This is a genomic window from Stenotrophomonas sp. 220_Sma (assembly GCF_056487375.1).
The window spans coordinates 1,042,180-1,067,155 of the sequence record NZ_CM151348.1 but is presented as its reverse complement, the minus strand read 5'-3'; the positions used below and the strand labels follow the sequence as shown (position 1 = coordinate 1,067,155).

The following is a 24,976-nucleotide window of genomic DNA, read 5'->3' as shown; positions in this document are numbered from 1 at the left end:
TCAGATCAGACCACGATCCTTCGCGTACTGACGAACGTCCTCAATTTCGAGTTCTGCGCCTGTCGCTTCCGCAATCGCTATTTCCGACAGAATGAGGTTGGCGGCTTCTACTTGCCCCCGAAACACCTCCAACGCCTCCTGGGCATCTTGAAGCGCTTGCTGCGCTGACTTCCCTGCGTTTTTGCCTGGGTATGGACCTGAGCCACCCTCACGCAGAATCACGTCAAGTCGATTGACCGACCGCATGAGCATCTCAACCGTTGACTGATTGATCTCTCTCCTCGCGGCCAAGTCTGCTCGCAGTCCCAGACTACCCGGTGCCGGATTAGGGCTTTCGAACGAAAGCTCAAGCCTATGGACGATCTCAGCCGTTAGGGAGCGTCCCGATTCTCCAGCCACGTCCTCCAGGCGCTCTTTGAGCGCGCTAGGGATTCGAATGTTGACTTGGGGATCGGTTCTGGCCATGGCGCGGATAGTGATGCAGCACGGTGCTTGCGGTCAATGAAGCACGGTGCTAGATTTTGACAATGCAGCACGGTGCTGCATTCATCCGAACAGTTGAGGAATCATCCATGACCGATCCCGCGCTCAAACTCGCCTACCCCATCGAAGAAGCCTTCGGGCTGATCGGGGTCTCACGCACTCGCGGATACCAGCTCATCAATACCGGCCTGCTCCAGACCTACAAGGACGGCAAGCGCCGGCTTTGCAGCCACAGCGCTCTGGCCGCTTGCCAGCAGGCAATGGAGAAGGCATCGCGTGAGGGTAAGGCCGCGTGAGCATCCCGACCCTTGAGCAGGCCAAGACCCACCTGCGCCAGATCGACAGCGACCTGGACACGGCCATCGGCATCGCCATCAGCGGTGCACAGGCCGAAATGGATGGCTACCTCGGTGGCGAACCCTCAGCCACCCGCTGGCCGGCAGAGGCCGCAGTCCCCGGCGACGTGCTGGCCGCCGCACTGACCCTGACGTCGGTGCACTTTGAGGCCGGCACGCCCGACGACGCCGAGCGCCGCCGCAAGGCCGCTCACGCTCTGCTGGCGAAGCACCGCACCGATGCCGGCATCCGGGGGGCGTGATGGACCGTGACCCAAATCCGCTGCTCTATGTGCGGGAGTACCTGCCGACCACGCTGCAAGCCACTGACGAGCAGGTGCGCAAGGTGATGCACGAGTGCATCGAGTGCATCGAGACCCACACCAGCCGCGACCTGGAATCGCTGATTGAGGAGGATTCCGGCCTCGTGATGGACGTGGTGGCCGCGCTCACCGCCTGGCAGATGACGCCCATCAGCGCCCCCAAGGACGCTCGGGTGACGCTCGCTCTACGCCTGCTGGACCCCATGAAATCCACGACCAAGAGGCACTGACAGGAGGAGCAATGCTCCGCATGCCAGAAATAGAAACGGCCCAGGTGGTTCGTACCCACCTGAGCCGCAAAAGCCAAGCCCGAACCGACCAAGGAACGAACTGACTATGAGTTCTATCGTACACCAACCGCTGCCGGCGGCAATCAGGGTTGTCCCTGCCCCTGTACCGGACTTCTCTGACACCGCGCGCTGGGCCCAGGTGCTGGTGCAGGACAACGACAATGCCCCGAAGTATGAGCCGGGCGACGTGTTGCACGTGGACCTGCGCCGCAACTACTTCGCGGGAGACGCCTGCTATGCGGTGGAAATCGCAGGGCAGCAGTCCATTCGGTTCGTCCAGGCCCGCCCCGGCGGACTGCACGTCTACACGCGCAGCAACCCCGGCGCAGCCTACCCAGTCGCTCCCGACCTGCTGGTGATCCTCGGGATGGTGATGTACGCCACTACCACGCGGAGGGTCTGATGAGCGCTCAGCTAATGGCTATCGGCGACAGTGGCCGCCCGGAACCAACCAGCGCGGACGATGCCCACACCCCGCCCGCACTGCCAGTGGGACCACGCAACGCGGTCACGCCGGCCAGCATCCGTTTCATCTACTGGGGACGGCCAGGTAACGAGTGCCGGGCGATACGGGTGAAGCGCATCCACCGGCCGCACACGCGCTGCAACCGCGGTCCGTTCGTCAAGGTGGTGTTTGAGTGCACGCCGTTCACCCGCGCGACGCTGCCAGAAGGCCCGCTAATGGCCGACGAGAAGCACGTTGCACTGACCCGGCCAGCCGATGCCGCCGATCCGTTGTGGGCGACCCTGCCCGCACGCGACCAGACACGCCTGCTGCGAGCTCTTCCCGGGCCGACCTAACCGCATCTCCCGTAGGTGCCACCTGATTCAGATTTCCTGCAAAGGGAATCTGCAAATACGGCGTGCAATACCTGTTCCAATAGGTACTATTAAGTTCATCCAAACGAACGAGTTAGGTAATGGCAAATAACGGAGGCTTTTTCGCAATTGGAAAACAACAATGGACCAAGGCTTGCTCACTTGGCCTGAACCATGCGGTTACGCTTCTTGTGATGGCACGAGGTACTGGCAGGGACAATTGCACAACGTCTTGGAGCGCAGAATCCGCTTTCAAGTACACCGGACTTGCATGGCGGCGCGGCAATGATGCCATTGCCGCGCTATGCGAAGCGCAGCTTGCAACCAAGGAACAGTCCGGGAAGCGCCCCCGCTATAAGCTTTCCAAACCAGATAGCCTGGAAGATCTGATCTGGCTTCCCAATGAGTTCGTGACGGGCGCAGCAAGCGAAATACCGCCATTGCGCAAGCTCCGGGAAGGCCAGAGCGTTGAGCATCTGGAAACGCTTGTAGAGCTCTACGCAGCTCAGGATCTAGTGGGAGACGGCGGGATATCCAGAAGCTTGTTCCGAGCACCATACGACGTGCGCGAACGCATTTGTGGACGAGGCCCTTTTGAGATCATTGGCTTCTCCAGAAGCAAGCGTGTGGATCACTGCAGCTGGAGTGGCCCACTAAAGCGATTCCAACACGCCAAGGTGGAGGATGATTCACAGCATCCTGTATGGATATTTCTCCGCTCAATGGAGCGCATGGGTCTCCTTGAGCGAGCGACCTACCTGGTAGAGAGCGACAATCAGGACGCCGAGCTGATTCATCAACTTGAAGGCGATGATCTGTCTCAGCGGACCGCCGATGCCGCCGCAGCCCTAGCAGACTCACTCCCTGGAGGATTTAGCTACGAGGCGCAGCGCTTCGATTTCGTGCTGCCCATCCCTGAACATATGGCCAAAGCAACAGTAGTCGGCATCATGCGGCTGAGATATCGCCCCAAGACGACTAAGACGGCGGCTTGGTACGGCCGGCATGTAGAAAGCTGTGCAAGGTATGAAGCGCTCTACAACCGAATTGCCGAGGGCGATTTCAGCGGATTGGCCGCCTAGTGTTGATATCAAAGGGTATCAAGGAGATATCAAGGGTACTCAATGGAGTTCAAAGGAAGTAAGTGTAGATATCAAGGGAAATCAAGGCGAGTACACACCAGTGCGAAAGCGCTCGGTAACGCCAAAACCGTTACCTGTCACAGCACTAGTCACAGTGACAGGCACTGCAGTGCAACGCATGAGGAAAGAATGCAGCACGCTGCGCAGGGCTGCAGCGGGCTCACCCCATGCGCCCGCTGCAGCCGATGCACCACGTTCACCACCTCGCCAAATCTGGAGAGACAGTTGCAACGCACCGTACGCGACCACGCCGGGACCGCACGGAAAAGCCGCCAGGACTCTGCGCAAATCGGCATCGTCAGGAAGCTACAAATTACGCCACTGAATCCCATTGAATCCTCACTACGCGGTTGTTTGCACGGCTGAATCCATGCAGGTAAATGGTTATCCGGAAACATCAATCTCCGGAGAACCGCATGACCCTGAAAGCCCTACGTGAGGCGCGCGCTGCGAAAGTAGCCGAGGCCCGCGCGCTGGTGGAAACCGCCCAACGCGAGAACCGCCAGCTCACTGCCGAGGAATCGGCCGCCTTCGACACCATCAAGGCCGCAATCACCGACCTGGAACAGCAGGAGCAGCGCCAGCAGTTCCTGGACGACGCCGAGCGCCGCAGCACCGGCACCGTGGTCAGTGGCGGCAGCGACACGCTGCCCGAGCTGGAGAAGCGCGTCTCGCTGCTCACCGTGGTGCAGGCCAAGATCGATGGACGCGCACTGACGGGCGCAGAGGCCGAGTATCACGCCGAGGCCGAGCGCCGCACCGGCATGAAGGCGCAGGGCGTGCTGGTGCCGCTGTCGCTGCTGGAACGCCGCGCCCCGAACCTGATCACCACTGCCGGCGAACTGATCCCGACCGATCACCGTGGCGACCAGTACATCGGCCCGCTGCGTGATTCGCTGGTGGTGCGCCAGATGGGCGTGCGAGTGCTGTCCAGCCTGACCGGCAACGTGGAAATCCCGAAGTTCGCTGCGGGCCTGTCGGCGGGCTGGGTGGCCGAGAACGAGGCGCTGCCGGAATCGGTGATGGACTTCGATTCGGTCAGCCTCAAGCCGCGTCACGTGGGCGCGATCACTTCGTGGTCCCGTCAGCTGGCGCAGCAGTCCAATCCGAGCATCGAGCAGCTGCTGCGCGATGACCTAGCCTTCGCTGTCGGTGCAGAGGTGGACAAGGCCATCATCACCGGCGATGGCGTCAAGGCTCCGCTGGGCATCATCAACACGGCTGGCGTGCAGACCACCACGGTTCCGACCACCTGGGAGGAAGTGTTGGCCGTGGAGGGCCTGCTGGAGGACGTGAACGTCGCTCCGAACTACTGGTACACCAAGCCGAGCGTGCTGCGCGCGCTGCGTGGGAAGCTCAAGGCGGCCACTGCCGGCAGCGAGTACATCGCCACTGCCAACCGCATCGGCGAGATTGCCGCCGCCACGTCCAACGCCGCGCCGGCCAACACCGCGATCCTGGGCGACTGGACGCAGCTCATCCTGGGCACCTGGGGCGTGCTGGACCTGCTGGTGAACCCGTATGAGGGCGAGGCATTCCGCCGTGGCAACGTGCTGATCCGCGCGATGATGACCTGTGACCTGGTGGCGCGTCATCCCAAGGCGTTCGTGGTGGCCAAGCCGGCAACCGGGGGCTGAGGATGAACGTGGAGCGCCGCTTCGCTGCCGGTGCAACCGTGGAGGGCCGCCAGCTGATCGGGTTGGCGGCCCCGTTCGGTTCTGAGACACGAGTAGCCGACTTCCGGGAGGTGATCGCGCCGGGTGCGTTCACGCGTACGCTGGCCGAGAACCGCGACATTCTGGCGCTGGTGGACCATGACGTGGGCCGGGTGCTGGGCCGCACCCGTAGCGGCACGCTGGAGCTGCGAGAGAGCGCCCAAGGGCTGGAGTACCGCATCGCCCTGCCCGAGACCACCACCGGCAACGACCTGCGCGCGCTGGCCGTACGTGGCGACCTGGGAGGCGTCTCGATGGGCTTTGTCGCCAAGCGTGACAGCTGGGCCGGCGAGCTGCGCACCCTGCACGAGGTGGAGCTGCACGAAATCAGCATCGTGCAGGCGCATGCGGCCTATCCCACCACCACCGTATCGCTGCGCAGCCGTCAGCCGGGCGACCGTGACCGTCTTGGCCTGCTGCGCTGCTGGTTGGAGACCTGCCGATGAGGCTGTGGCCGTTCAAGCGCGCAGAGAAGCGGGACGCATCGACTGATCCGAGCTGGGCCCACCTGCGCAACGGAGGTGCGGTCAGCGCATCAGGGCAGTTCGTGGACGCCAAGGCTGCAGAGACCATCGCGGCGGTGTATGCGGCTGTGCAGACGCTGGCCGAATCCACCGCCTGCCTGCCGCTGCACGTCTATCAGCGCAAAGCCGATGGCGACCGCGTGCGCGCAGACGATCACCCGCTCGCACGCGCGCTGCGTCAGCCCAACGCCCATCAGTCCGGCTTGTCGTTCCGCGAGGCGATGACAGCAGCGGTGCTATTGCACGGCAACGCCTACGCTCGCATCGAGTACGACGCCACGGGCAACGTGAAGGCGCTGCATCCGATCAACCCGCGCGCTGTCACCGTGGTGAAGCTGGCCTCGGGCCGCTACCGCTACGAATACGCCGAGGACAACGGGGCATTAGTGCGCCTGCTGGATGATGAGGTGTTCCACCTGGCCGACCGCACCGAGCCGGGCAGCATCATGGGCAAGTCCCGCATTGCCATCGCACGCGACACGCTAGGCCTGGGCCTCAGCCTGCGCGACCACGGCGCATCCACGTTCCGCAACGGCGCACGGCTCTCCGGCGTGTTGCAGACGCCGAACGTCCTGGACGACAACAGCGCCGCGCGCATTGGCGATTCCTGGCGCTCCCAATTCTCCGGCACCGAGAACATCGGCAAGACCGCTGTGCTGGAGAACGGCCTCACCTACCAGCAGCTGGCAATGAGCCTGGAGGATGCGCAGTGGATCGCGGCTCAGCAGTTCACCGTGGTGGAGGTGGCGCGCCTGTTCCGCGTTCCGCCCACCATGCTGCAGGACCTTAGCCACGCGAGCTACAGCAACACCGCCGAGCTGGGTAGCCAGTTCGTGCGCTACAGCTTGCAGCGCTGGCTGGCCATGTGGGAGGCCGAGATTAGCCGGCAGCTACTCGGGCCGATGGGCCGCAAGCGCTACCTGGCCGAACACAGCGTGGAAGGGCTGCTGCGCGGCAACCCGGAAGCGCGCGCGGACTTCTACGGCAAGGCGCTGAAAGACCGCTGGATGACCGTGGATGAGGTGCGCCGACTGGAGAACCTGCCCGCACTTGACCGCGCCCCCGAACCACCTGAGGACCCCGCCAATGCCTAAGCGCCCACCCGTCCACAACCCATTCCCGCGTCTGCCTGGCGTGCGCGTGCACAACCCCAGCAAGGCACGCAAGGTAACCACCTTCGACCCGATGGCAGCACGCGGCATAGCGCACGCACCGACGCCGCTGGAGGCCAAGAAGAAGGCCAACCCGACCGGACGCGATGCCGACCCACGGCGCGCCATCCCTCTCAACAGCACACGCTGGAGGAAGCTGCGCGCCCGCATCCTGGCCGAGGAACCGTTGTGCCGCATGTGCAGTGAGCCTGCCACGGACGTGGACCACATCAGCGGCGATCCCAGCGACAACAGGCGGGTGAACCTGCAAGGCCTCTGCCACGCCTGCCACTCCCACAAGACGGCCCGTGAGCGCGCCGGCAAGCCGGTGGTGATCGGATGCGACGCGGACGGGTGGCCGATGGACCCGCGCCACCCGTGGAACGCCAAAGCGTGAAACAAAAATCGCTGGGAGATGAGCCGTCCAAGACCGACCACCCCCCTTTGAATTATCGATAAGTCCAAAGATTGCGCGCACCACTGGAACGCCCGGCAATGAAGAAGCGAAAGCAACGCTCCGATAGCAACACTGCCGCTGTGCAAGCAGCGCAGAATGCTGCGCTTGGAGTGCTGGAGCCTCCTGCCCACATCGCATTCCCCGAGTCGGCCATGCCCTATTGGCAGGCCATCATGCGCAACCGTCCGCGCAACCGCTGGAATGACCTGGACCTGGCCAATGCCGCCGAGCTGGCGATGCTCCACGACGACATGGCCCGCCTGCGCGCTGTGATCCGCCTGCAGGGCGACGTGCGGGAGGACGGTAAGCCGCATGCGGCGCACCGCCTGTTAGATACAGCAGGCCGACGCGCCATCGCCCTGTCGCGGCTGCTGCACGTCCATCCCGAGGCCACCGAGGGCCGCAGCCGTGATGCCGGCAACGCCCTAGCACTGGAGCGTGATGCCGAGCAGGACGCAGATCCGTTAATCCCGATGCTGCGGGTGGTGAAGTGAGCCGCGCCGGCCGCGTCATCGAGTTCATCGAGCGGTACTGCCTTACGCCGGACGGCGCGCAGGTGGGCCGCCCGATGGTGCTGGCCGAGTTCCAGAAAGAGTTCATCCGCTCCACCTACGACAACCCCGCCGGCACGCGCCGCGCCTATCTGTCGATCGCACGCAAGAACGGCAAAACAGGCCTCATTGCAGGCCTGCTGCTGGCCCACCTGGTTGGGCCAGAGGCCAAGCTCAACGCGCAGCTGGTGTCGGGAGCCATGAGCCGTGACCAGGCCGCCCTGGTGTTCAACCTCGCGGCCAAGATGGTGCAGCTCTCCCCCACCCTGTCCAAGCTGGTGCGCATCGTGCCATCGGGCAAGCGCCTGCTCGGCCTGCCCATGAACACCGAGTTCAAAGCGATGGCCGCCGATGGCAAGACGGCGCATGGCCTCTCCCCGGTGCTGGCGATCCTCGACGAGGTTGGCCAGGTACGCGGCCCGCAGTCTGATTTCGTGGACGCCATCGTGACCAGCCAGGGCGCGCACGCCGAGCCGCTGCTGCTGGTCATCTCCACGCAGGCCGCCACTGACGCTGACCTGCTCAGCGTGTGGTTGGACGACGCGCAAGCCTCACACGATCCCTGCATCGTCTGCCACCTCTACGCCGCCCCCGAGGGCTGCGCGCTGGACGATGAAGAAGCTTGGACCGCTGCAAACCCAGCCTTGGGCCTGTTCCGCAGCCGGGCAGACCTAGCCGAGCAGATGAAACAGGCCGCGCGCATGCCCAGCATGGAGAACACCGCGCGCAATCTGCTGCTCAACCAGCGCGTGACCACCGATGCCCCGTTCGTCTCGCCTGGCGTGTGGAAGGTCAACGGCGCAGAGCCACTGCCGTTCGACGGCCCCGTGTTCGGCGGCCTGGACCTGTCCGCCCGCAACGACCTCACGGCGCTGGTGCTGGTGGGCCAGGTAGAAGGGGTGTGGCAGGTGCAGCCCTACTTCTGGACGCCGCAGGTGGGCTTGGGCGAGCGCGTGCGCCGCGACCGAGCCCCATATGATGTGTGGGCCAGGCAGGGGCTGCTGCGCACCACGCCGGGCGCATCCGTGGACTACGCGCACGTGGCCACCGACATTGCCGACCTGCTCTCCGACCTGGACGTGGAGGCCATCGCCTTCGACCGCTGGCGCATGGACGTGATGAAAGGCGAACTGGACCGCCTAGGCATCCAGCTGCCGCTGGTGCCGTTCGGGCAGGGCTTCAAGGATATGGCTCCCGCTCTGGACACACTGGAGGCGGAGCTGCTCAACAGCCGACTGGCCCACGGCATGCACCCCGTCTTGCAGCTGTGCGCCGCCAACGCGATGACCGTCCGCGATCCCGCCGGCAATCGAAAGCTAGACAAGGGGCGCGCGACCGGGCGCATCGACGGCATGGTGGCGCTGGCGATGGCCCTTGGCGCGGCGCAGACGGTGCAGCCGCCCGCGCCCGATCCCTACCAATCCCGAGGACTGCGCTTCATATGACCTACGCTGCCCAAGAATTGAACACACGCGTCCAGATTCAGAAGGTGACGCGCATCCGTGACCCACTGGGTGGCGACCGCGAAGTGTGGTCAACCTTTGCTGAGACGTTCGCCAAGGTGGAGCCGCTGGTAGGCCGAGAGTTTATCGCAGCGCAGGCCGAGCATTTCGAGGTAACAGCCAAGGTGACAATGCGCTGGCGGGCGGACGTAAATCAACTGCATCGCCTAGTGATCCGCGGCGACGCCTACGGAATCATCAGCGCACAAAATATAAAACTTAATAACAAAGAACTACTTATTTATGTAAAACGAATATCCTAGAAATACACAAACACAAAACAATTGAACCTTGCAAGGAAACTCGTCATCATAATTACTCCTGACTCAGAGTTAGCATTATGACCGTATCGATGATTTTCTATAAATCCGAAGACCCAAGCCTGAGAAACGAGATCCTTGGAGTCATTGTTGATCGCTATCGTGATGATGGCTTCCACATAGTGTCAGAGGATGCGCTTCTCGTGGATCACGAAGGCACGACCGAACAGTTGTGGCAATGGTTGCTCACACTGAAGGGCTCTAACGGGCAGGGACTGGAGGCGCTGATAGCCACCCAGCTAAGTGAGACGAATGCGCACTGGAGCGATCACGGCGAGCACAGCGCGTGGCTCAATCGGCATCTCAACCCGTAAGGAGGGATGCAGTTAGCATGCAGTTACGAAAAAACCGGCACTAGGCCGGTTTTTCTTTTTGCCTTTGAAATCAAGGCTTTAATTGGTGGGCGGTACAGGGATCGAACCTGTGACCCTTGCCGTGTGAAGGCAATGCTCTACCGCTGAGCTAACCGCCCGGTGTGTTGCTGAGCCGCTCATTATAGGGGCTTTTCAGAGGCCGTCAACCGTTTTTCACATTCGTGTTCACGGGTGTTTCGGCGGTCGCCGCCGGGCATCGCCCGGCGCTACCAGGGGCGGTGATCCGCGCCCAGTTACATCGTGTGGGTCGGCTTGTCCGAGCCGGTAAGTCCGGCCAGCAGGGTCTCGATCTTGTGGCGCACGCCCTCGCCTTCGGCGCCGTCGGCCAGCTGCACGCCGATGCCGGCGGTGCGGTTACCCTGCGCGCCGGCCGGGGTCACCCAGATCACCTTGCCGGCCACCGGCAGGCGCTCGCTGGAATCGGGCAGGGTCAGCAGCAGGAACACTTCGTCACCCAGGAAGTAGCGCTTGGGCGTGGGCACGAAGATGCCGCCGTTCTTCACGAATGGCATGTACGCGCTGTACAGCGCGGCTTTGTCCTTCACGGCCAGGGACAGGATGCCCTGGCGGGCGTTGCTGGCACTCATCGATTTCCCCTTGCGGCAGGCCGCTCGTTCACCTTGTTCCAGGCCAGCAGCAACTCGACCACGGCAAGGTCTGCACGCACCGTGGTGCGCAGCAGGTCGCGGGTGCGGTTGGCCGCATCGAACCAGGCTGCAAGCTTGTGCAATCGCTCCGGCGTGGTCAAGGCATCGGCGCTGGCCTGGGCCAGCGCCAGGTCGGCGGCGAAGCGCAGGCGCAGCGCCGCGTTGTCATCACCGCACCACTTCTGCGCCAGCTCCACCGCGCCGGTCTTGCCGGCGGCCAGCTGTTCCAGCTCGCGGCCCACTTCGCGGCGCAGGCTCAGGCCATCTTCGCGCAGCCAGTTGTCGGCCTGGCCGGGGTGGCCGCGCGCCGCGTCCAGCGCTTCGCGTGCCGATGCTTCGCTGTGGCCCTGCTGCTGCAGCCAGGCCAGCGCTTCGTGCTGCGGCGGCAACTTGAATTCCAGGCGCTGGCACCGGCTGCGGATGGTCTGCGGCAGGCGTGCCGGGTCGCTGCTGATCAACCACAGATAGCGGCCGGGCTGCGGCTCTTCCAGCGTCTTCAGCAGCGCGTTGGCCGCCGAGCGGTTGATCGCATCGGCCGGGTCGACGATCACCACCTGCGCCACGCCGTACTGCGGGGTCAGCGCCAGCTTGTCGGTGATCTCGCGCACCTGCTCGATGACGATCTCGGTGCGCAGCTTGTCGCCGCTCTTGTTCGGAATGAAGCTGACCAGCTGCAGGTCAGGATGGGTGCCGGCGGCGATCAGCTGGCGCGTGCGCATGGCATGCGCGGCATCGCCGCGCGCCAGCACGTGGTCGGCCAGCGCCAGTGCCACTTCGCGTTTGCCCAGCCCGGCCGGGCCGCAGATCAGCAGGCCATGACCAAGGCGGTCGGCATCGAGTGCGGCCACGGTCTGATCGAAGGCGCGCTGCTGCCAGGGTGAGAACGTACTCATGCGCCCTCCCCGCCCTGCAGCCAGCGCTCGACCTGCGCGACCACATCGGCCGCTACACGCGCCTGCACCTGGCCGGCGTCGATCAGCGCGAAGCGCTGCGGGTCCTGCTGCGCGCGGCTGCGGAACACTTCGCGCACGCGCTGGAAGAAATCATCCTGTTCGCTCTCGATGCGGTCCGGCCACAGGTCGCGGCCATTGGCGCGCGCGCGGCCCACTGCCACGTCCACGTCCAGCAGCAGGGTCAGGCCCGGCAGCAGGCCCACCGCGCGTCGTTCCAGATCGGCAATCCACTGCGGATCGAGGCCGCGGCCACCGCCCTGGTAGGCATAGCTGGAATCGGTGAAGCGATCACTCAGCACATAGGCGCCGCGCTGCAGTGCCGGCTGGATCACCTGGCGCACATGCTGCGCACGTGCAGCGAACACCAGCAGCAGCTCGGCTTCGGCGCTGAGCGGTTCGGCAGCAATCTCGGCATCGGGCTTCAGCACCAGGCCGCGGATGCGCTCGGCCAGCGGCGTACCGCCCGGCTCGCGGGTCAGCACCACCTCGTGGCCGTGGCTGCGCAGGCAGTCACGGATGGCATTGATAGCGGTGGTCTTGCCTGCGCCCTCGCCGCCTTCCAGGCTGACGAAACGCGGGTGGCGAAGCAGCGCGGGACTCATTGCGCCGGGGTCTCCTTGGTACGTTGCTGGCGCAGCTGCTGCAGGTAGCGGGCCACTGCGGCGTTGTGCTGGTCCAGGCTGGGCGAGAACACGTGCGCGCCACTGCCATCGCCTACGGCGACGAAGTACAGCGCGTCGCCCGCTGCGGGTTGCGCGGCTGCCATCAGCGCATCGCGGCTGGGCATGGCGATCGGGGTCGGGGTCAGGCCGGCGCGGGTATAGGTGTTGTAGGGCGTATCGGTGGTCAGGTCGCGGCGGCGGATGTTGCCGTCATACGCAGCACCGATGCCGTAGATCACGGTCGGGTCGGTCTGCAGGCGCATGCCGATCTTCAGGCGGCGCATGAACACGCCGGCGATCTGCGGGCGCTCGCTGGCCAGCGCGGTTTCCTTCTCGATGATCGAGGCCATCGTCAGCAGTTCGTAGGGCGTGTTGATCGGCAGGTCCGGCGCGCGGCTTTCCCAGGCTTCATCCAGTGCGTCCTGCATTGCAGCGTGAGCACGCTTGAGCACATCCAGATCGCTGTCGCCACGCTGGTAGACGTAGGTCTCCGGCAGGAAGCGGCCTTCCGGATGCTGGCCACCGAAGCCGAGGCGCTGCATCAACGCGGCGTCATCGAGGTTGTCGGTGGTGTGCAGCAGCGGCTCGGCGCGCTTGAGCGCGGCACGCAACTGGCGGATGTTCCAGCCTTCAATGATCGTGACGCGGTGCTGCAGCACCTTGCCGGCGCGCATGCGCAGCAGCAGATCACGCGGGGTCAGGTCGCTGCTGAGCGCGTACTCACCCACCTTCAGCTTGCCGGCCGCATCGAGCTGGCGCGCCAGCAGCTGCCACTGCGCGTCCTGGCCCTCGTCCACGCCGGCGTCGCGCAGCTTGCGCAGCACGCTGTTCATGCCATCGCCGCTGGCGATGACCACGCTCTCGGCGGACGGGGTGATCGGAGCGTCGGCGAACCGGGTCTGCTGGTAGAAGAACCATGCGCCCGCGCCGGCCACGACGGCGGCCAGCACCACCACCAGCGTTACCACGAACAGACACCCGCGCTTGGCTCCCGCCATGGACTACCTCTGAACTCGATTCCGTCGTGCAGGATACCGTGCCGGTGGATTGGGGTCATGACCGGGGTGGCGCCTGCGTGCCGACCAACGGTCGGCACCCACCGTGGGGGAATGGGGTTGCCGGCCAGCGGCCGGCACTACCCCTGCTGGCCCAGCGCGCGTAGCAGGCCGCGGGCCTTGGCGCGGGTCTCGTCCAGTTCCTTGTCCGGGTCCGAGTCGACCACGATGCCGGCGCCGGTGCGGAAGCTCACCTCGTGGCCATCCACTTCGGCGGTACGGATCAGGATGTTCAGGTCCAGGTCGCCATCGCGGTTCAGCCAACCGAAGGCGCCGGTATAGGCACCACGCGGCACCTGCTCCAGCTCGCTGATGATCTGCATGCAGCGCACCTTCGGGCAGCCGGTGATGGTGCCGCCGGGGAAGGTGGCGGCGATCACCTCGCCGGGGGTGACCTCCGGGCGCAGATGGCCGCTGACGTTGCTGACGATGTGATGCACGTGCGCGTAGCTCTCCACGGTCATCAGCTCATCGACCACCACGGTACCGGGCAGGCAGATGCGGCCCAGGTCGTTGCGTTCCAGGTCGATCAGCATCACGTGCTCGGCACGCTCCTTCGGGTGACCGACCAGTTCCTGGATGCGCGCAGCATCATCGTCCCCCTCGAAGCGCGGACGCGTACCGGCAATCGGCCGGGTCTGCGCGTGGCCGGCATGCACCGACACCAGCCGCTCCGGCGAGGAACTGACCACATGGCGGCCGTGCGCGCTGAACAGGCCGGCGAACGGTGCCGGGTTGGCACGGCGCAGCTGCGCGTACAGCGCCTGCGGGCTGACCGGTGCGGCAAACTGCGCGCTCCAGCGCCGCGACAGGTTCACCTGGAACACATCGCCGGCACGCAGGTACTCGATCACCCGGCGCACGCCGTCGGTGAAGCGCTGCGGCGCGTCCTCGCCGACCGACTGCGGTGGCTGCCAGCCCTGCCCGGCTTCGGGCAGCGTGGCCGAGGCCAGTGCCACCAGCGCATCCAGCAACGCCTGCTCGCCGGCTTCGGCGATGACGAAGCTGGCCTCGTGGTGGTGGTCGTGCAGCACCGCGGCCGGGCAGCGCAGCGCCAGCGCGGTCGGGCGGCCGTCCTCGCGTGCGCGCGCCGGCAGCACCGGTTCTATCTGGCTGGCCACTTCGTAGTCCAGCATCAACGCCCAACCGCCGCGGAACGGCAGGCTGTGGCTGCCGTCATGCGGCAGGCGTTCGTGCTGCCAGGCGCGGTCCAGCACCTGCAGGAAGCTGCCGGCCTGCACCGCATCATGCTGGTCGCGCACCTGGCCATCGGCATCCAGCCGCAGGCTATCGCCCTGCGCGGCCAGCAGCAGGCTCCAGCGGCCCTGGGCGGTGCCCGAGGCGGTGGATTCCATCAGCAGCGGGAAGCGCGACGGGTCGTGCTGCTGCAGGGCCAGCAGATCGATCGGGTGCGGCAGCGGGTGGATCAGCGGTGCGTGGGTCATGGCGGCCAGTTCGGGGATTCAGATGCACGGAAGCCGCCTTGCGGCGGCCTCCTCGTGCGTAGAGTCGAGCTTGCTCGACTGTGTTGCACGTTCAGTCGAGCATGGCTCGACTCTACACAAGGGCGGAGTCGAGCAAGCTCGACTCTACAACGTCGGTCAGACGCGCTTGAAGATCAGCGTGCCGTTGGTGCCGCCGAAGCCGAAGCCATTGGACATCACCACGTCGACCTTGGCCTGGCGTGCTTCGTTGGGCACGTAGTCCAGGTCACAGCCTTCGCCGGGCTGCTGCAGATTGATGGTCGGCGGAATGATGTTGTCCTGCAGCGCCATCACCGAGAAGATCGCTTCCACGCCGCCGGCAGCGCCCAGCAGGTGGCCGGTCATCGACTTGGTGGAGCTGACCATCATCTTGTAGGCGTGGTCGCCGAAGGCGGTCTTCATCGCCATGGTCTCGCCCAGGTCGCCCAGCGGCGTGGAGGTGCCGTGCGCGTTGAGGTAGCCCACCTGTTCCGGGGTCACGCCGGCGTCCTTCATGGCCATGACCATGCAGCGCGCGGCGCCTTCGCCGTTCTCGCTCGGTGCAGTCATGTGGTACGCGTCGGAGCTGGCGCCGAAGCCGGCCAGTTCGCAGTAGATCTTCGCGCCACGTGCCTTGGCGTGCTCGTACTCTTCCAGGATCAGGATGCCGGCGCCGTCGCCCAGCACGAAGCCGTCACGGTCCTTGTCCCACGGGCGCGAGGCCTGTTCCGGGGCGTCGTTGCGGGTGCTCATGGCCTTCATCGCGCAGAAGCCGCCCAGTGCGGTCGGCGACGAGCCACGCTCGGCACCACCGACCACCATCATGTCGGCATCGCCGTACTGGATCATGCGCATGGCGGTGCCGATCGAATGGTTCGAGGTCGCGCACGCCGACACCGCCGAGAACGACGGGCCCTTCAGGCCGGTGATGATGCTCAGCTGGCCCGGCAGCATGTTGATGATGGTCTTGGGCACGTAGAAGGGCGAGATCTTCTTGCCCTCATGGAACTCGATGGTCTGCTCTTCGATGCCGAGCAGGCCGCCGATGCCGGCGCCGACGATGGCGCCGATGCGCTCGGCATTGGCGTCGGTGATCTCAAGGCCCGAGTCGTGCAGGGCCATGAACGAGGCACCGAGGCCGTAATGGATGAACGGGTCCATCTTCTTGGCATCCTTGCCGCTGACCCGGAACTTGCCGAACAATTCATTGTCGGCGGTGATGTCGAATCCCTTGACCTCACCTGCAATCTTGGTGGTGAACCGATCCAGATAGGCATCAGAAACGTTGGTCAGCGGACCGATGCCCGAACGACCCTGGGTGATGCCTTCCCAGCTGCTGGCCAGATCATTGCCCAACGGCGAGACGATACCCAGGCCGGTTACGACGACGCGACGCTTCATTGCTGATTCTCCTGGCCCGGATGATTTCAACGGGCAACTCGGTTTGCTTCGGTGTGATGCTCAAACACACGGGGCCGCAACAGCGGCCCCATGGGGTGCGGTGCGCGGCGAGCGTGAGCCCGCGCGCGCACTGCCGTCTGACATCAGGCCTTGACGTGGGCCTTGATGTAGTCGATGGCGGCCTGCACGGTGCTGATCTTCTCGGCTTCTTCGTCCGGGATCTCGCACTCGAATTCTTCTTCCAGGGCCATCACCAGCTCGACGGTGTCCAGCGAGTCAGCGCCCAGGTCATCGACGAACGATGCGCTGTTGGTGACTTCTTCTTCCTTGACGCCAAGCTGTTCGACGACGATTTTCTTGACGCGTTCTTCGATGGTGCTCATGGGATCTCGCTCCAGATGGAGTTGTGGTTCAAAAGTGGTCGCCATCAAAGGCGATGGCCGTGGGATAGTGTAGTGGAAACCGGCGCGGCCTTGCATCGCAGCAAAAACCTCCGCAGATCAACCACTTGCGGCGCAATCCCTGCGCCCCTTGCTTACGGCATGTACATGCCACCGTTCACATGGAGGGTTTCGCCGGTGATGTAACCGGCAGCCGGGCCGGCCAGGAAGGCCACCGCATGGGCGATGTCTTCCGGCGAACCCAGGCGTTCGAGGGCGATGTCGTTGATCAGCGCGGTACGCGCTTCTTCCGGCAACGCCTTGGTCATGTCGGTGTCGATGAAGCCGGGTGCGACAACATTGACGGTGACACCGCGCGAACCGATTTCCTTGGCCAGCGACTTGCTGAAGCCGATGATGCCGGCCTTGGCCGCGGCGTAGTTGGCCTGGCCGGCATTGCCGGTCACGCCCACCACCGATGCGATGTTGATGATGCGGCCCTTGCGCGCCTTCATCATGCCGCGCATCACCGCCTTGCTGGTGCGGAACACGCTGGTCAGGTTGGTGTCGATGATCGACGCCCAGTCCTCGTCCTTCATGCGCATCAGCAGGTTGTCGCGGGTGATGCCGGCGTTGTTGACCAGGATCGAGATCGGGCCGAATTCCTTGGCGATGTCCGCCAGCACGGCATCCAGCGCGGCGGCGTCGGTGACGTTCAGCGCGCGGCCGTGACCGCCGTGGGCGGCCAGGCGCTCACCGATCGCGGCAGCGCCGGATTCGGTGGTGGCGGTGCCGATGACGGTGGCGCCCTGGGCGGCCAGCAGATCGGCGATGGCGGCACCAATGCCACGGCTGGCGCCGGTGACCAGTGCGATTTCACCCTGCAGGGGCTTGCTCATGATGTTTTCCTCAGGCTGGGACGGCCGCCGTACACGTGCCGCTTGCAGCGGCCACCGGTACGGTCGGCAGGAACAGGGAAATCAGGCCGACCATGCCTCGCGGGCGGCTTCGAAGTCGCCCGGCGTGGCCAGCGAACGGCCGTCGATGGCCTTGTCGATGCGCTTGACCAGACCGGCCAGCACCTTGCCCGGGCCGCACTCGGCGATCCGGGTGACGCCACGGCCAGCCAGCGCCTGCACGCACCCGGTCCACTGCACCGGCTGGTACAGCTGCTGGACCAGCGCGGTACGGATCGCGTCAATGCCGTCATGCACCTTGGCGTCGACGTTCTGCACCACCGGCAGCTGCGGCGCCTGCCAGGCCAGGCCGGCCATCACTTCGGCCAGGCGGTTGGCGGCTTCGCGCATCAACGGGGTGTGCGAGGGCACGCTCACGGCCAGCTTGACCGCCTTGCGCACGCCCTTCTCGGCCAGCAGCGCCAGCGCACGGTCGACCGCGTCGGCGTCGCCACCGATCACGATCTGGCCCGGCGAATTGAAGTTGGCCGGCACCACCACCTGGCTGCCTGCGGCTTCGGCGCAGACGTCCAGCACCAGCTGGTCCTCGGCGCCGAGCACGGCGGCCATGGCACCGACGCCGGCCGGTGCGGCTTCCTGCATCAGCTGGCCGCGCAGGCGCACCAGGTGCGCACCGTCATGCAGGCTCAGCGCGCCAGCGGCAACCAGGGCGGTGTACTCGCCCAGGCTGTGGCCGGCCAGCACCGACGGGCGCGGACCGCCCACGGCGTTCCAGGCGCGCCACACGCCGATGCTTGCGGCCAGCAGGGCCGGCTGGGTGTATTCGGTGCGGTTGAGCATTTCCTCCGGGCCACCCTGGGACAGCGCCCACAGGTCGACGCCGGCACCATCGGATGCCTCGGTGAAGGCTTCACGCACCTGCGGGTGCAGTTCAGCCAGCTCGGCCACCATGCCCACAGACTGCGAGCCCTGGCCGGGGAAGACAAAAGCGAGGGTGGATACGGTCACGCGGTCATCCGCTTGTTGCAATCGAAGCGGGCCATGATAAGGGGGAACATGCCGTGTCGTCTGTACGTGCGCGTATGCACGCGTATGGTGGGCCAGCCGCGGAACGCCGCCGGGCATGGCCCGGCGGACGCACAGTCAGCAGAACAGCTGCAGGACGTCCAGATCGCCGTCGGCGAGGAAATCCACGCACAGGCCCACCAGCATCAGCACGCCAGCGGTGCTGGCGCCATGGGCGATGAAGATGGAGTGGGCCAGCGCGCGCGCCGAGCGGCCCAGCTTCATGCAGACCCGGGCCAGGCTGCGCAGGCGGCCAGTGACCGCGTGCACGTGCTCGCGCACCGGCGCCTGCGCATCGCCCATCGCCTCGGCCATCATCGCCTGCAGGTGCTCGGGGCGGTCGGCGTAGTACTTGGCCACGCCATAGCCGAACATCAGCCAGTCGCGGGCCTGCGCTTCGGACAGATCCATCACTTCCAGCGGATCTTCCTCGAAGTCGATGAAACCGACCTTCTCGCCATCCCAGGTGAGATTGCGCGGCAACGGCTGGCCGAAATAGGCGCCGCGCGCATGCGCTGCGGCAATGGCCAGCATGGCCGCCATCACCAGGCGGTCGCGACCGGCCTCGTCGGCTTCGCGCAGGCAGGTATTGAACGAACTGCCGTTGTCGCCGATCACCAGCGCAGCATGGCCGGTGCCCAGCACATCGGGCACGTTCACGCCCTGCGCCTGCAGTTCTGCAAGGCGACGGGCTTCGGTTTCGCGCGCGGCGTCACCGCCACGGTGCGGCGGCGGGCGCAGGGCATCCAGATGGAAACGACGGGCAACAAAATTGAGCAGGCCAAGGGCCAGCGCGCGGCTTCCCTTGCCGTACTGCTTCAGCCAGGCACGTTGCCCTTCTATGACGATGGGCTCAACCATGACAGGTCCTCCTTAAACGCGTTACGGCCCCAGAGGGGCCGCAACGACAAAGCTTCACGTTGTCGTAACTTGCACTATCAATAGCGCAGCAGAGCCGAACCCCACGTGAAGCCGCCGCCGAAGGCTTCCAGCAGCAGCAGCTGGCCACGTTCGACCTTGCCCGAGCGCACGGCGGCGTCCAGCGCCAGCGGCACCGAGCCGGACGAGGTGTTGCCGTGCTTGTCGACGGTGACCACGACCTGGTCCATCGACATGTCCAGGCGCTTGGCGGTGGCTTCGATGATGCGCAGGTTGGCCTGGTGCGGAATCAGCCAATCCAGGTCGGACTTGTCCAGGCCGTTGGCAGCCAGAGTCTCGTCCACGACCGAGTCCAGCGCCTTGACGGCGTACTTGAACACATCGTTGCCCTTCATGTTGATGGTGCCGCCGCCATTGGCGCCGTCCTTGAAGCCGGTCGAAACGCCAACCGGGTTCCACAGCAGCTCCTTCTTGCTGCCATCGGCATGCAGGTGGGTGCTGAGGATGCCGGTGTCTTCGTCGGCCTTGAGCACGACAGCACCGGCGCCATCGCCGAACAGCACGCAGGTGGTGCGATCGTTCCAGTCGACCATGCGGGTCAGCGTTTCGGTGCCGATCACCAGCACGTGCCTGCAGTCGCCGGAGCGGATGAACTTGTCGGCCACGCCCAACGCGAACACGAAGCCCGAGCAGGCGGCGTTGACGTCGAAGGCGGGGCACCCGGCCACACCGAGCTTTGCCTGGATCAGGCACGCGGTGGACGGGAAAATGAGATCAGGGGTGGTCGTGCCGACCACGATCATGTCGAGCTGCGAGGCGTCGATGCCTGCGGCTTCAAGCGCGCGCAGGGCGGCGTTGTAGCCAAGGTCGCTGGTGGTTTCGCCTTCGGCCGCGATGTGCCGCTCACGAATGCCGGTGCGCGACTGGATCCACTCATCCGAGGTTTCGACCATTTTTTCCAGGTCGGCGTTGGTCAGGACTTTTTCCGGCAAATAGCTACCGGTGCCCGCGATCCTCGAGTAGATCCGCTTGCTCATCATGTTTCCTGTTGCGCGGGCCGCCGATCACCGGCACACCCGGGAAAGAAGGCAAAGGCCGCTGCCCGGAGGCAGCGGCCTTCCCGGCACATCAATCTTCTTCGACGGCCGAGGTCTTGGTCTGGATGACCTTCTTGCCGCGGTAGAAACCATCGGCAGTGATGTGGTGACGCAGGTGCACTTCGCCGGTGGTCGGGTCGGTCGACAGCTGCTTGGCGCTCAGGGCGTCATGCGCACGACGCATGCCGCGGCGGGACGGGGTGACACGGGATTTCTGCACAGCCATGGGATTGCTCCAAACTCGGTTCGTTTTGCTTCGTCGTATCGTCGCGCAGGACGCCAGCGCCCAGCACACTTTCGCTTTCGCCGCAGCCGCCGACGACAATCCGGCTGCTATTGTTTCTTCAGTGCCGCCAACGCCGCGAACGGGTTGGCCTGCTTTGTTTCTTCTTCGCTCGGCGCCCAGTCCTTGTCGACTGCTTCACCGTCGGGCGACAGCGGCACCACAGGCACCGCCAGCACCAGCTCGTCCTCGACCAGGTCCAGCGGACGCAGCTGGCCGTCTTCCGGCACCAGCAACGCCTCGTACTCCTCCGGCAGGGACGATTCCTCGTCCTCGTCGCGGATCAGGCCAAGCCTCTGGGTCATCTTCACCGGCAACAGGAATCGCTGCATGCTGCGCTGACAGGTCAGCGGCAACGCGGTGTCGATGGTCAATTCCACATAGGATACCCGCAAGACGTCGTCGCGACCGAATTCAAGCGAGTAATTGCACTCACCGTCGGTATCTGCGACCAACCCCTGCAGGCGGGTCAATTCAGCCAGGGACACCTGACCGTCGAAGCGCCTTCGCGCTACAACCATCCGCCAGGCATCCAGCGTTTCGGGCACGTTCGCGGACATAAGCCGCTGAATACTAAGGATCGGGGCGGCGGCTGTCAAATGCCCGCCATACAGGACTTGCCGCTGGCGCTGCGGACACGCCAGACTGCCGCGCCCTGCCCCGGTATTCTCGCATGTCACTGGTCCTGGCCTCCACCTCCCGCTACCGCCGCGAGCTGCTGCAGCGATTGGGCCTTGCCTTCGACTGCGCGCGCCCGGAGGTGGATGAAACCCCGTTGAATGGCGAAGCGCCGCGGGCTCTGGCCACGCGCCTGGCTGCGGCCAAGGCCGCCGAGGTGGCTGCCCGCCATCCGGGCGCCTGGGTAATCGGCTCGGACCAGGTCGCGGACCTGAACGGCCAGCCGCTGGGCAAACCCGGTACGGTCGAGGCCGCCTGTGCGCAGCTGGCAGCGATGTCCGGGCAGACCGTGCGCTTCCACACCGCCGTCTGTCTCAGCCGTGATGGAGAATCATTCACGGCCGTCGATCTGACCGAAGTCTGCTTCCGCGCACTGGAACCGGACGAGATCGCCCGCTACGTGACCACCGAGCAGCCACTGGACTGCGCCGGCAGCTTCAAATGCGAGGGCCTGGGCATCAGCCTGTTCGACGCCATCGACAACCGCGACCCGACCGCGCTGGTCGGCCTGCCGCTGATTGCGGTATGCGGATTGCTGCGCAGGGCCGGTTTCGCGGTGCCCTGAACTGTAGCGTCGAGCCCTGCCCGACTGCTTCTGCTGTAGATGGCAGGCGGCCCGGAAAAAGCAGTCGAGCATGGCTCGACCCTACAAAAGCAGAGGCCTCAACGGACCTCGAACGGCTGCTCCTGCCATTGCTCCACGCTGCCATCGCGGCCATACAGGCGCAGGCCCAGCCAATGCCTGCCCGGCGCCAGCGTGGTGGTATCCAGCGATGCGTCGAAGCCCACCGCCGGGTGCTGCGGATCGGTGCTGTCCGGCCACACGGGGCGCACGTCGAATACACGCCCATAGCGGGCGTCACCGATGGAACGGCCATCGACCAGCACTTCGACACGTGCCAGGCCGACGCCATCCTTGAACGCCCAGCCCTTGATCGCGAACGTGCCGGACACCTTCTCGCCATTGGACGGCGCATCCAGCCACGCCATCGCCGGCGTCACGCACGGCCCTTCCGCGCGCTGCACCGGCAGGCGGAACAACAGGAAGCGCTGGAACCCGTGATCACTGCTGACCACGCGTGGCGCCGGCATCGGCCCCACCTGATCGCAGATGGCGTGATAGCGCTCCAGCAGTTCGCGATAGCGCTGGTCGCTGGGTGACAGCACCAGCAGCATCGGCGCCGTGCGCTCGCCCTCATGCAGCAGGCCCCACTGTGCCAGCTGCGCGGTGCGGCCATGCTTGTCATTGAGCGGATGCGGCAGCACCTCGATGTTGCCATTGCCCAGCTGGAAGCCCAGCTCGGCGCCAACCTTGAAGTTGCCGGCCAGCACGCGCGTCCCTTCCGGCATCTGCCGCAGCTCTTCATGGACCGCTACGGCCAGTGGTTGCCAGCCAGCGAAATTGCGCGGGTAGTACTTGCTGCCGGCCATCTGCTCGCGCAGTGCCGGCGTGGATGCCATCAGGTAGTAGCCGAACGCCAGCACCATGCCCGCGCCTGCCAGCCACCAGCCGGTGCGGCGCAGCCAGCGCGGCCAGCCGTTGAGCACTACCGGCACCGCCACCAGCAGTGCGAGGTAGCCCGGCAGCGGCCAATGGAAACTGATCCGCTCGACGTCAGTGAAGAAGCCGAGCACGAAAATGCCCAGCGTGGATACGCCGCCCACCAGGCCGAAATAGCGCCACTGCACGCGCGCACCGCCACCGCTCCGGGTTCCTGCCAGCGCCACCTTCCACATCGCCATGCACAGGATCGGCGTCACCAGCATCGGCTGGATCACCAGGAACCACAGCCCGCCCCATTCAAAGGCCCAAGGATGACGCTCGACCACCTGGAATTTCAGACCGGCATCGTGGTTGTCCGCATTCCACGCCAGCAGTGGCAGCCATGCCAGCACGCCCACTGCCAGTGCGACCCACACGCGCGGATCGGCCAGCATGCGCCGCCCCTGCGGCAATGCCAGCAGCGCGATGAAACCGACGCCGATGACACCGATGAAACGGTAGTGGCTGAGCGCACCGATCAGCAGGCCCAACGCCAGCTTCATCGCCGAGGAGGCATCCACGTTGTGCAGCAGGCGCGCACCGGCGTGCAGGCAGATCACCGCCGCCAGCGCCATCGGCACGTCGGGTACCGCCAGCAGGCCCAGCGTCGCCGACAACGGCATCAACAGCGTGAGGCTGCCCGCCTGCCAACCAGCCACATTGCCGAACCAGCGCGTGGCCGTGCGCACCACCAGCAGCGGCAACAGGGCACCGATGGCCAGGAACGGCAGGCGCAGCGCAAGCACGTGATGACCGCCGAGCTCCACGCCCAGGCGGGCCAGCCAGGCGGTCAACCCGGGCAGATCCGAATAGGCCGCGGCCAGATGCTGGCCTTCCTGCCAATAGAACGCTTCGTCGACGAACAGCGGCAAGCGCGCGGCAACGATCAGCTTGGCCGCTGTGACCAGCGTCCATAACCAGAGAAATATCGTCCGTGCGCGCTGTTCGCCTTGCATTGCTCTATGGATAATCGAGTGGATTCCAGATCTGAGACGATCATGCCAGCTTCGTCCCCCAACCCCAGCATGCTAACCGATCAATTGCGTCAGGCCCTGCGGGAGGCACAGGATCAGGTGAACGCACTGGTACTGGGCAAGGTGCTGGAAGTCAGGCTGGCGTTCGTCGCATTGCTGTCCGGCGGTCACCTGCTGATCGAAGATCTGCCCGGCCTGGGCAAAACCACGCTGGCGCATGCGCTGGCCAGCAGCCTCGGCCTCAGCTTCCAGCGCGTGCAGTTCACCTCCGATCTGTTGCCCGCCGATGTGCTGGGCGTGTCGGTGTATGAAGCCGGCAGCCGTCAGTTCCAGTTCCACCCCGGCCCGGTGTTCACCCACGTACTGCTGGCCGACGAGATCAACCGCGCACCACCGCGCACGCAGAGCGCGTTGCTGGAAGCGATGGCCGAGCAGCAGGTCACCCTGGATGGACAGACGCATCCGCTGCCCGACCCGTTCTTCGTGATCGCCACGCAGAACCCGGTCGACCTGTCCGGCACCTTCCCGTTGCCGGATTCGCAGCTGGATCGTTTCCTGCTGCGGCTGGCGATGGGCTACCCCAGCGCGCAGGCCGAGCGCGAGCTGCTGCGGGGCACCGATCGCCGCGACCTGATCGCGCGTGCCGTACCGAAACTGGATGACACCCAGGTGCGCGCGCTGCGCGACGCAGTGAACCAGGTGCATGCCAGCGACGCGCTGATCGACTATGTGCAGGCGCTGCTGACCCGCAGCCGCCAGCATGCCGGTGTGCGCGTGGGCCTGTCGCCACGTGCGGGCCTGGCGCTGCTGCGCGCGGCCAAGGCACATGCACTGCTGCTGGGGCGCGGCCATGTGGTGCCCGAAGACGTGCAGACCCTGTTCGTGGCGGTGGCCGGTCACCGACTGGTGGCGGAAGCCGAATCCAGTTCGGGTCCGGCACTGGCGCGCGCGATCCTGCAGACCGTCGCGGTGGACTGAGCGTGGCCACACGCT

At 65.4% G+C, this 24,976-nt stretch carries 31 protein-coding genes and 1 tRNA gene; 16 read left to right on the top strand and 16 right to left on the bottom strand.

Going from position 1 to position 24,976, the window contains the following annotated elements; genetic code table 11:
- Positions 1–465, bottom strand: coding sequence for an Arc family DNA-binding protein (locus ACZLIB_RS05150; RefSeq protein ID WP_180838192.1), 465 nt, complete (start codon positions 463–465; stop codon positions 1–3).
- A 107-nt stretch (positions 466–572) separates the two neighbouring features.
- Here ACZLIB_RS05150 and ACZLIB_RS05145 point away from each other — a divergent pair, with 107 nt between their 5' ends.
- The 14 genes from ACZLIB_RS05145 (at position 573) to ACZLIB_RS05080 (ending at position 9,926) form a co-directional block, all read left to right on the top strand.
- A complete protein-coding gene (locus tag ACZLIB_RS05145) occupies positions 573–779 on the top strand; it encodes a DNA-binding protein (protein ID WP_180838191.1) in 207 nt (68 codons plus the stop codon).
- Positions 776–1,081, top strand: coding sequence for a head-tail connector protein (locus ACZLIB_RS05140; RefSeq protein WP_478469272.1), 306 nt, complete (start codon positions 776–778; stop codon positions 1,079–1,081). Before ACZLIB_RS05145 ends, ACZLIB_RS05140 begins: the two co-directional genes overlap by 4 nt.
- Positions 1,081–1,371: a hypothetical protein gene (locus tag ACZLIB_RS05135; protein WP_332329474.1), complete on the top strand. Its 291-nt coding sequence runs from the start codon at positions 1,081–1,083 to the stop codon at positions 1,369–1,371. The genes ACZLIB_RS05140 and ACZLIB_RS05135 overlap by 1 nt, the downstream gene beginning before the upstream one ends.
- 106 nt (positions 1,372–1,477) lie before the next feature.
- Positions 1,478–1,834 (top strand): hypothetical protein, encoded by a 357-nt coding sequence (locus ACZLIB_RS05130; RefSeq protein ID WP_197655856.1) that lies wholly within the window; start codon positions 1,478–1,480, stop codon positions 1,832–1,834.
- On the top strand, positions 1,834–2,232 hold the full coding sequence (locus ACZLIB_RS05125; protein ID WP_197655857.1) for a hypothetical protein: 399 nt from the start codon (positions 1,834–1,836) through the stop codon (positions 2,230–2,232). Before ACZLIB_RS05130 ends, ACZLIB_RS05125 begins: the two co-directional genes overlap by 1 nt.
- A gap of 119 nt (positions 2,233–2,351) precedes the next feature.
- Positions 2,352–3,332: a hypothetical protein gene (locus ACZLIB_RS05120; RefSeq protein ID WP_146110196.1), complete on the top strand. Its 981-nt coding sequence runs from the start codon at positions 2,352–2,354 to the stop codon at positions 3,330–3,332.
- Between the two features lie 476 nt (positions 3,333–3,808).
- Positions 3,809–5,029 carry a phage major capsid protein gene (locus ACZLIB_RS05115; RefSeq protein ID WP_478469270.1) on the top strand — a complete coding sequence of 407 codons (1,221 nt, stop codon included), beginning with the start codon at positions 3,809–3,811 and terminating at the stop codon, positions 5,027–5,029.
- A gap of 2 nt (positions 5,030–5,031) precedes the next feature.
- Complete coding sequence (locus ACZLIB_RS05110) at positions 5,032–5,553, top strand: HK97 family phage prohead protease (protein WP_423715490.1); 522 nt, start codon at positions 5,032–5,034, stop codon at positions 5,551–5,553.
- Positions 5,550–6,725, top strand: a complete 1,176-nt coding sequence (locus tag ACZLIB_RS05105; RefSeq protein WP_478469268.1) for a phage portal protein — start codon at positions 5,550–5,552, stop codon at positions 6,723–6,725. The genes ACZLIB_RS05110 and ACZLIB_RS05105 overlap by 4 nt, the downstream gene beginning before the upstream one ends.
- A 46-nt stretch (positions 6,726–6,771) precedes the next feature.
- A complete protein-coding gene (locus ACZLIB_RS05100) occupies positions 6,772–7,179 on the top strand; it encodes an HNH endonuclease (RefSeq protein ID WP_332329479.1) in 408 nt (135 codons plus the stop codon).
- Between the two features lie 98 nt (positions 7,180–7,277).
- On the top strand, positions 7,278–7,733 hold the full coding sequence (locus ACZLIB_RS05095) for a hypothetical protein (RefSeq protein WP_478469267.1): 456 nt from the start codon (positions 7,278–7,280) through the stop codon (positions 7,731–7,733).
- Positions 7,730–9,235: a terminase large subunit gene (locus ACZLIB_RS05090; RefSeq protein WP_478469266.1), complete on the top strand. Its 1,506-nt coding sequence runs from the start codon at positions 7,730–7,732 to the stop codon at positions 9,233–9,235. The genes ACZLIB_RS05095 and ACZLIB_RS05090 overlap by 4 nt, the downstream gene beginning before the upstream one ends.
- Positions 9,232–9,555 (top strand): phage head closure protein, encoded by a 324-nt coding sequence (locus ACZLIB_RS05085; protein ID WP_478469264.1) that lies wholly within the window; start codon positions 9,232–9,234, stop codon positions 9,553–9,555. The genes ACZLIB_RS05090 and ACZLIB_RS05085 overlap by 4 nt, the downstream gene beginning before the upstream one ends.
- An 89-nt stretch (positions 9,556–9,644) precedes the next feature.
- The gene (locus ACZLIB_RS05080; RefSeq protein WP_478469263.1) at positions 9,645–9,926 is read left to right on the top strand and encodes a hypothetical protein; all 282 of its coding nucleotides are present in this window, start codon (positions 9,645–9,647) and stop codon (positions 9,924–9,926) included.
- A gap of 83 nt (positions 9,927–10,009) precedes the next feature.
- Here the strand turns inward: ACZLIB_RS05080 and ACZLIB_RS05075 are convergent.
- The 14 genes from ACZLIB_RS05075 to ACZLIB_RS05010 form a co-directional block, all read right to left on the bottom strand.
- Positions 10,010–10,084, bottom strand: a tRNA-Val gene (locus ACZLIB_RS05075).
- A gap of 135 nt (positions 10,085–10,219) precedes the next feature.
- Positions 10,220–10,573, bottom strand: coding sequence for a PilZ domain-containing protein (locus ACZLIB_RS05070; protein WP_005412452.1), 354 nt, complete (start codon positions 10,571–10,573; stop codon positions 10,220–10,222).
- Positions 10,570–11,526, bottom strand: a complete 957-nt coding sequence (locus tag ACZLIB_RS05065) for a DNA polymerase III subunit delta' (RefSeq protein WP_478469262.1) — start codon at positions 11,524–11,526, stop codon at positions 10,570–10,572. Before ACZLIB_RS05065 ends, ACZLIB_RS05070 begins: the two co-directional genes overlap by 4 nt.
- Positions 11,523–12,188, bottom strand: a complete 666-nt coding sequence (tmk, locus tag ACZLIB_RS05060) for a dTMP kinase (RefSeq protein ID WP_032127760.1) — start codon at positions 12,186–12,188, stop codon at positions 11,523–11,525. The genes ACZLIB_RS05065 and tmk overlap by 4 nt, the downstream gene beginning before the upstream one ends.
- Complete coding sequence (gene mltG / locus ACZLIB_RS05055) at positions 12,185–13,246, bottom strand: endolytic transglycosylase MltG (RefSeq protein WP_049400647.1); 1,062 nt, start codon at positions 13,244–13,246, stop codon at positions 12,185–12,187. The genes tmk and mltG overlap by 4 nt, the downstream gene beginning before the upstream one ends.
- 137 nt (positions 13,247–13,383) lie before the next feature.
- Complete coding sequence (locus ACZLIB_RS05050; RefSeq protein ID WP_478469260.1) at positions 13,384–14,748, bottom strand: aminodeoxychorismate synthase component I; 1,365 nt, start codon at positions 14,746–14,748, stop codon at positions 13,384–13,386.
- Between the two features lie 156 nt (positions 14,749–14,904).
- Positions 14,905–16,167: a beta-ketoacyl-ACP synthase II gene (gene fabF / locus ACZLIB_RS05045; RefSeq protein ID WP_478469259.1), complete on the bottom strand. Its 1,263-nt coding sequence runs from the start codon at positions 16,165–16,167 to the stop codon at positions 14,905–14,907.
- Between the two features lie 143 nt (positions 16,168–16,310).
- A complete protein-coding gene (gene acpP, locus ACZLIB_RS05040) occupies positions 16,311–16,550 on the bottom strand; it encodes an acyl carrier protein (protein ID WP_005415509.1) in 240 nt (79 codons plus the stop codon).
- A gap of 152 nt (positions 16,551–16,702) precedes the next feature.
- Positions 16,703–17,446: a 3-oxoacyl-ACP reductase FabG gene (gene fabG / locus ACZLIB_RS05035; protein ID WP_049421577.1), complete on the bottom strand. Its 744-nt coding sequence runs from the start codon at positions 17,444–17,446 to the stop codon at positions 16,703–16,705.
- 81 nt (positions 17,447–17,527) lie between these two features.
- A complete protein-coding gene (gene fabD / locus ACZLIB_RS05030; protein WP_478469258.1) occupies positions 17,528–18,472 on the bottom strand; it encodes an ACP S-malonyltransferase in 945 nt (314 codons plus the stop codon).
- A 135-nt stretch (positions 18,473–18,607) separates the two neighbouring features.
- On the bottom strand, positions 18,608–19,390 hold the full coding sequence (locus ACZLIB_RS05025) for a BUD32 family EKC/KEOPS complex subunit (RefSeq protein ID WP_032127765.1): 783 nt from the start codon (positions 19,388–19,390) through the stop codon (positions 18,608–18,610).
- 77 nt (positions 19,391–19,467) lie between these two features.
- On the bottom strand, positions 19,468–20,445 hold the full coding sequence (locus ACZLIB_RS05020; protein WP_032127766.1) for a beta-ketoacyl-ACP synthase III: 978 nt from the start codon (positions 20,443–20,445) through the stop codon (positions 19,468–19,470).
- Between the two features lie 91 nt (positions 20,446–20,536).
- Positions 20,537–20,731, bottom strand: coding sequence for a 50S ribosomal protein L32 (gene rpmF, locus ACZLIB_RS05015; RefSeq protein WP_004154640.1), 195 nt, complete (start codon positions 20,729–20,731; stop codon positions 20,537–20,539).
- A gap of 107 nt (positions 20,732–20,838) precedes the next feature.
- On the bottom strand, positions 20,839–21,348 hold the full coding sequence (locus ACZLIB_RS05010) for a YceD family protein (protein ID WP_032127767.1): 510 nt from the start codon (positions 21,346–21,348) through the stop codon (positions 20,839–20,841).
- A 113-nt stretch (positions 21,349–21,461) separates the two neighbouring features.
- Here ACZLIB_RS05010 and ACZLIB_RS05005 point away from each other — a divergent pair, with 113 nt between their 5' ends.
- Positions 21,462–22,031: a Maf family protein gene (locus ACZLIB_RS05005; protein WP_049400644.1), complete on the top strand. Its 570-nt coding sequence runs from the start codon at positions 21,462–21,464 to the stop codon at positions 22,029–22,031.
- A gap of 98 nt (positions 22,032–22,129) precedes the next feature.
- On the opposite strand, the gene ACZLIB_RS05000 is transcribed toward ACZLIB_RS05005, so the two are convergent.
- The gene (locus tag ACZLIB_RS05000; RefSeq protein WP_032127769.1) at positions 22,130–23,965 is read right to left on the bottom strand and encodes a glycosyltransferase family 39 protein; all 1,836 of its coding nucleotides are present in this window, start codon (positions 23,963–23,965) and stop codon (positions 22,130–22,132) included.
- Positions 23,966–24,007: 42 nt separating this feature from the next.
- Between ACZLIB_RS05000 and ACZLIB_RS04995 the strand changes: the two genes are divergently transcribed.
- A complete protein-coding gene (locus ACZLIB_RS04995) occupies positions 24,008–24,961 on the top strand; it encodes an AAA family ATPase (protein WP_478469256.1) in 954 nt (317 codons plus the stop codon).
- Positions 24,962–24,976 lie beyond the last annotated feature (15 nt).

Excerpts from the sequence above, each read along its gene's own strand:
- ACZLIB_RS05150 (WP_180838192.1), bottom strand. The coding sequence starts at position 465 with ATGGCCAGAACCGATCCCCAAGTCAACATTCGAATCCCTAGCGCGCTC.
- ACZLIB_RS05145 (WP_180838191.1), top strand. The coding sequence starts at position 573 with ATGACCGATCCCGCGCTCAAACTCGCCTACCCCATCGAAGAAGCCTTC.
- ACZLIB_RS05135 (WP_332329474.1), top strand. The coding sequence starts at position 1,081 with ATGGACCGTGACCCAAATCCGCTGCTCTATGTGCGGGAGTACCTGCCG.
- ACZLIB_RS05130 (WP_197655856.1), top strand. The coding sequence starts at position 1,478 with ATGAGTTCTATCGTACACCAACCGCTGCCGGCGGCAATCAGGGTTGTC.
- ACZLIB_RS05125 (WP_197655857.1), top strand. The coding sequence starts at position 1,834 with ATGAGCGCTCAGCTAATGGCTATCGGCGACAGTGGCCGCCCGGAACCA.
- ACZLIB_RS05120 (WP_146110196.1), top strand. The coding sequence starts at position 2,352 with ATGGCAAATAACGGAGGCTTTTTCGCAATTGGAAAACAACAATGGACC.
- ACZLIB_RS05115 (WP_478469270.1), top strand. The coding sequence starts at position 3,809 with ATGACCCTGAAAGCCCTACGTGAGGCGCGCGCTGCGAAAGTAGCCGAG.
- ACZLIB_RS05110 (WP_423715490.1), top strand. The coding sequence starts at position 5,032 with ATGAACGTGGAGCGCCGCTTCGCTGCCGGTGCAACCGTGGAGGGCCGC.
- ACZLIB_RS05105 (WP_478469268.1), top strand. The coding sequence starts at position 5,550 with ATGAGGCTGTGGCCGTTCAAGCGCGCAGAGAAGCGGGACGCATCGACT.
- ACZLIB_RS05095 (WP_478469267.1), top strand. The coding sequence starts at position 7,278 with ATGAAGAAGCGAAAGCAACGCTCCGATAGCAACACTGCCGCTGTGCAA.
- ACZLIB_RS05085 (WP_478469264.1), top strand. The coding sequence starts at position 9,232 with ATGACCTACGCTGCCCAAGAATTGAACACACGCGTCCAGATTCAGAAG.
- ACZLIB_RS05080 (WP_478469263.1), top strand. The coding sequence starts at position 9,645 with ATGATTTTCTATAAATCCGAAGACCCAAGCCTGAGAAACGAGATCCTT.
- ACZLIB_RS05070 (WP_005412452.1), bottom strand. The coding sequence starts at position 10,573 with ATGAGTGCCAGCAACGCCCGCCAGGGCATCCTGTCCCTGGCCGTGAAG.
- ACZLIB_RS05065 (WP_478469262.1), bottom strand. The coding sequence starts at position 11,526 with ATGAGTACGTTCTCACCCTGGCAGCAGCGCGCCTTCGATCAGACCGTG.
- tmk (WP_032127760.1), bottom strand. The coding sequence starts at position 12,188 with ATGAGTCCCGCGCTGCTTCGCCACCCGCGTTTCGTCAGCCTGGAAGGC.
- mltG (WP_049400647.1), bottom strand. The coding sequence starts at position 13,246 with ATGGCGGGAGCCAAGCGCGGGTGTCTGTTCGTGGTAACGCTGGTGGTG.
- ACZLIB_RS05050 (WP_478469260.1), bottom strand. The coding sequence starts at position 14,748 with ATGACCCACGCACCGCTGATCCACCCGCTGCCGCACCCGATCGATCTG.
- fabF (WP_478469259.1), bottom strand. The coding sequence starts at position 16,167 with ATGAAGCGTCGCGTCGTCGTAACCGGCCTGGGTATCGTCTCGCCGTTG.
- acpP (WP_005415509.1), bottom strand. The coding sequence starts at position 16,550 with ATGAGCACCATCGAAGAACGCGTCAAGAAAATCGTCGTCGAACAGCTT.
- fabG (WP_049421577.1), bottom strand. The coding sequence starts at position 17,446 with ATGAGCAAGCCCCTGCAGGGTGAAATCGCACTGGTCACCGGCGCCAGC.
- ACZLIB_RS05025 (WP_032127765.1), bottom strand. The coding sequence starts at position 19,390 with ATGGTTGAGCCCATCGTCATAGAAGGGCAACGTGCCTGGCTGAAGCAG.
- ACZLIB_RS05020 (WP_032127766.1), bottom strand. The coding sequence starts at position 20,445 with ATGAGCAAGCGGATCTACTCGAGGATCGCGGGCACCGGTAGCTATTTG.
- rpmF (WP_004154640.1), bottom strand. The coding sequence starts at position 20,731 with ATGGCTGTGCAGAAATCCCGTGTCACCCCGTCCCGCCGCGGCATGCGT.
- ACZLIB_RS05010 (WP_032127767.1), bottom strand. The coding sequence starts at position 21,348 with ATGTCCGCGAACGTGCCCGAAACGCTGGATGCCTGGCGGATGGTTGTA.
- ACZLIB_RS05005 (WP_049400644.1), top strand. The coding sequence starts at position 21,462 with ATGTCACTGGTCCTGGCCTCCACCTCCCGCTACCGCCGCGAGCTGCTG.
- ACZLIB_RS05000 (WP_032127769.1), bottom strand. The coding sequence starts at position 23,965 with ATGCAAGGCGAACAGCGCGCACGGACGATATTTCTCTGGTTATGGACG.
- ACZLIB_RS04995 (WP_478469256.1), top strand. The coding sequence starts at position 24,008 with ATGCCAGCTTCGTCCCCCAACCCCAGCATGCTAACCGATCAATTGCGT.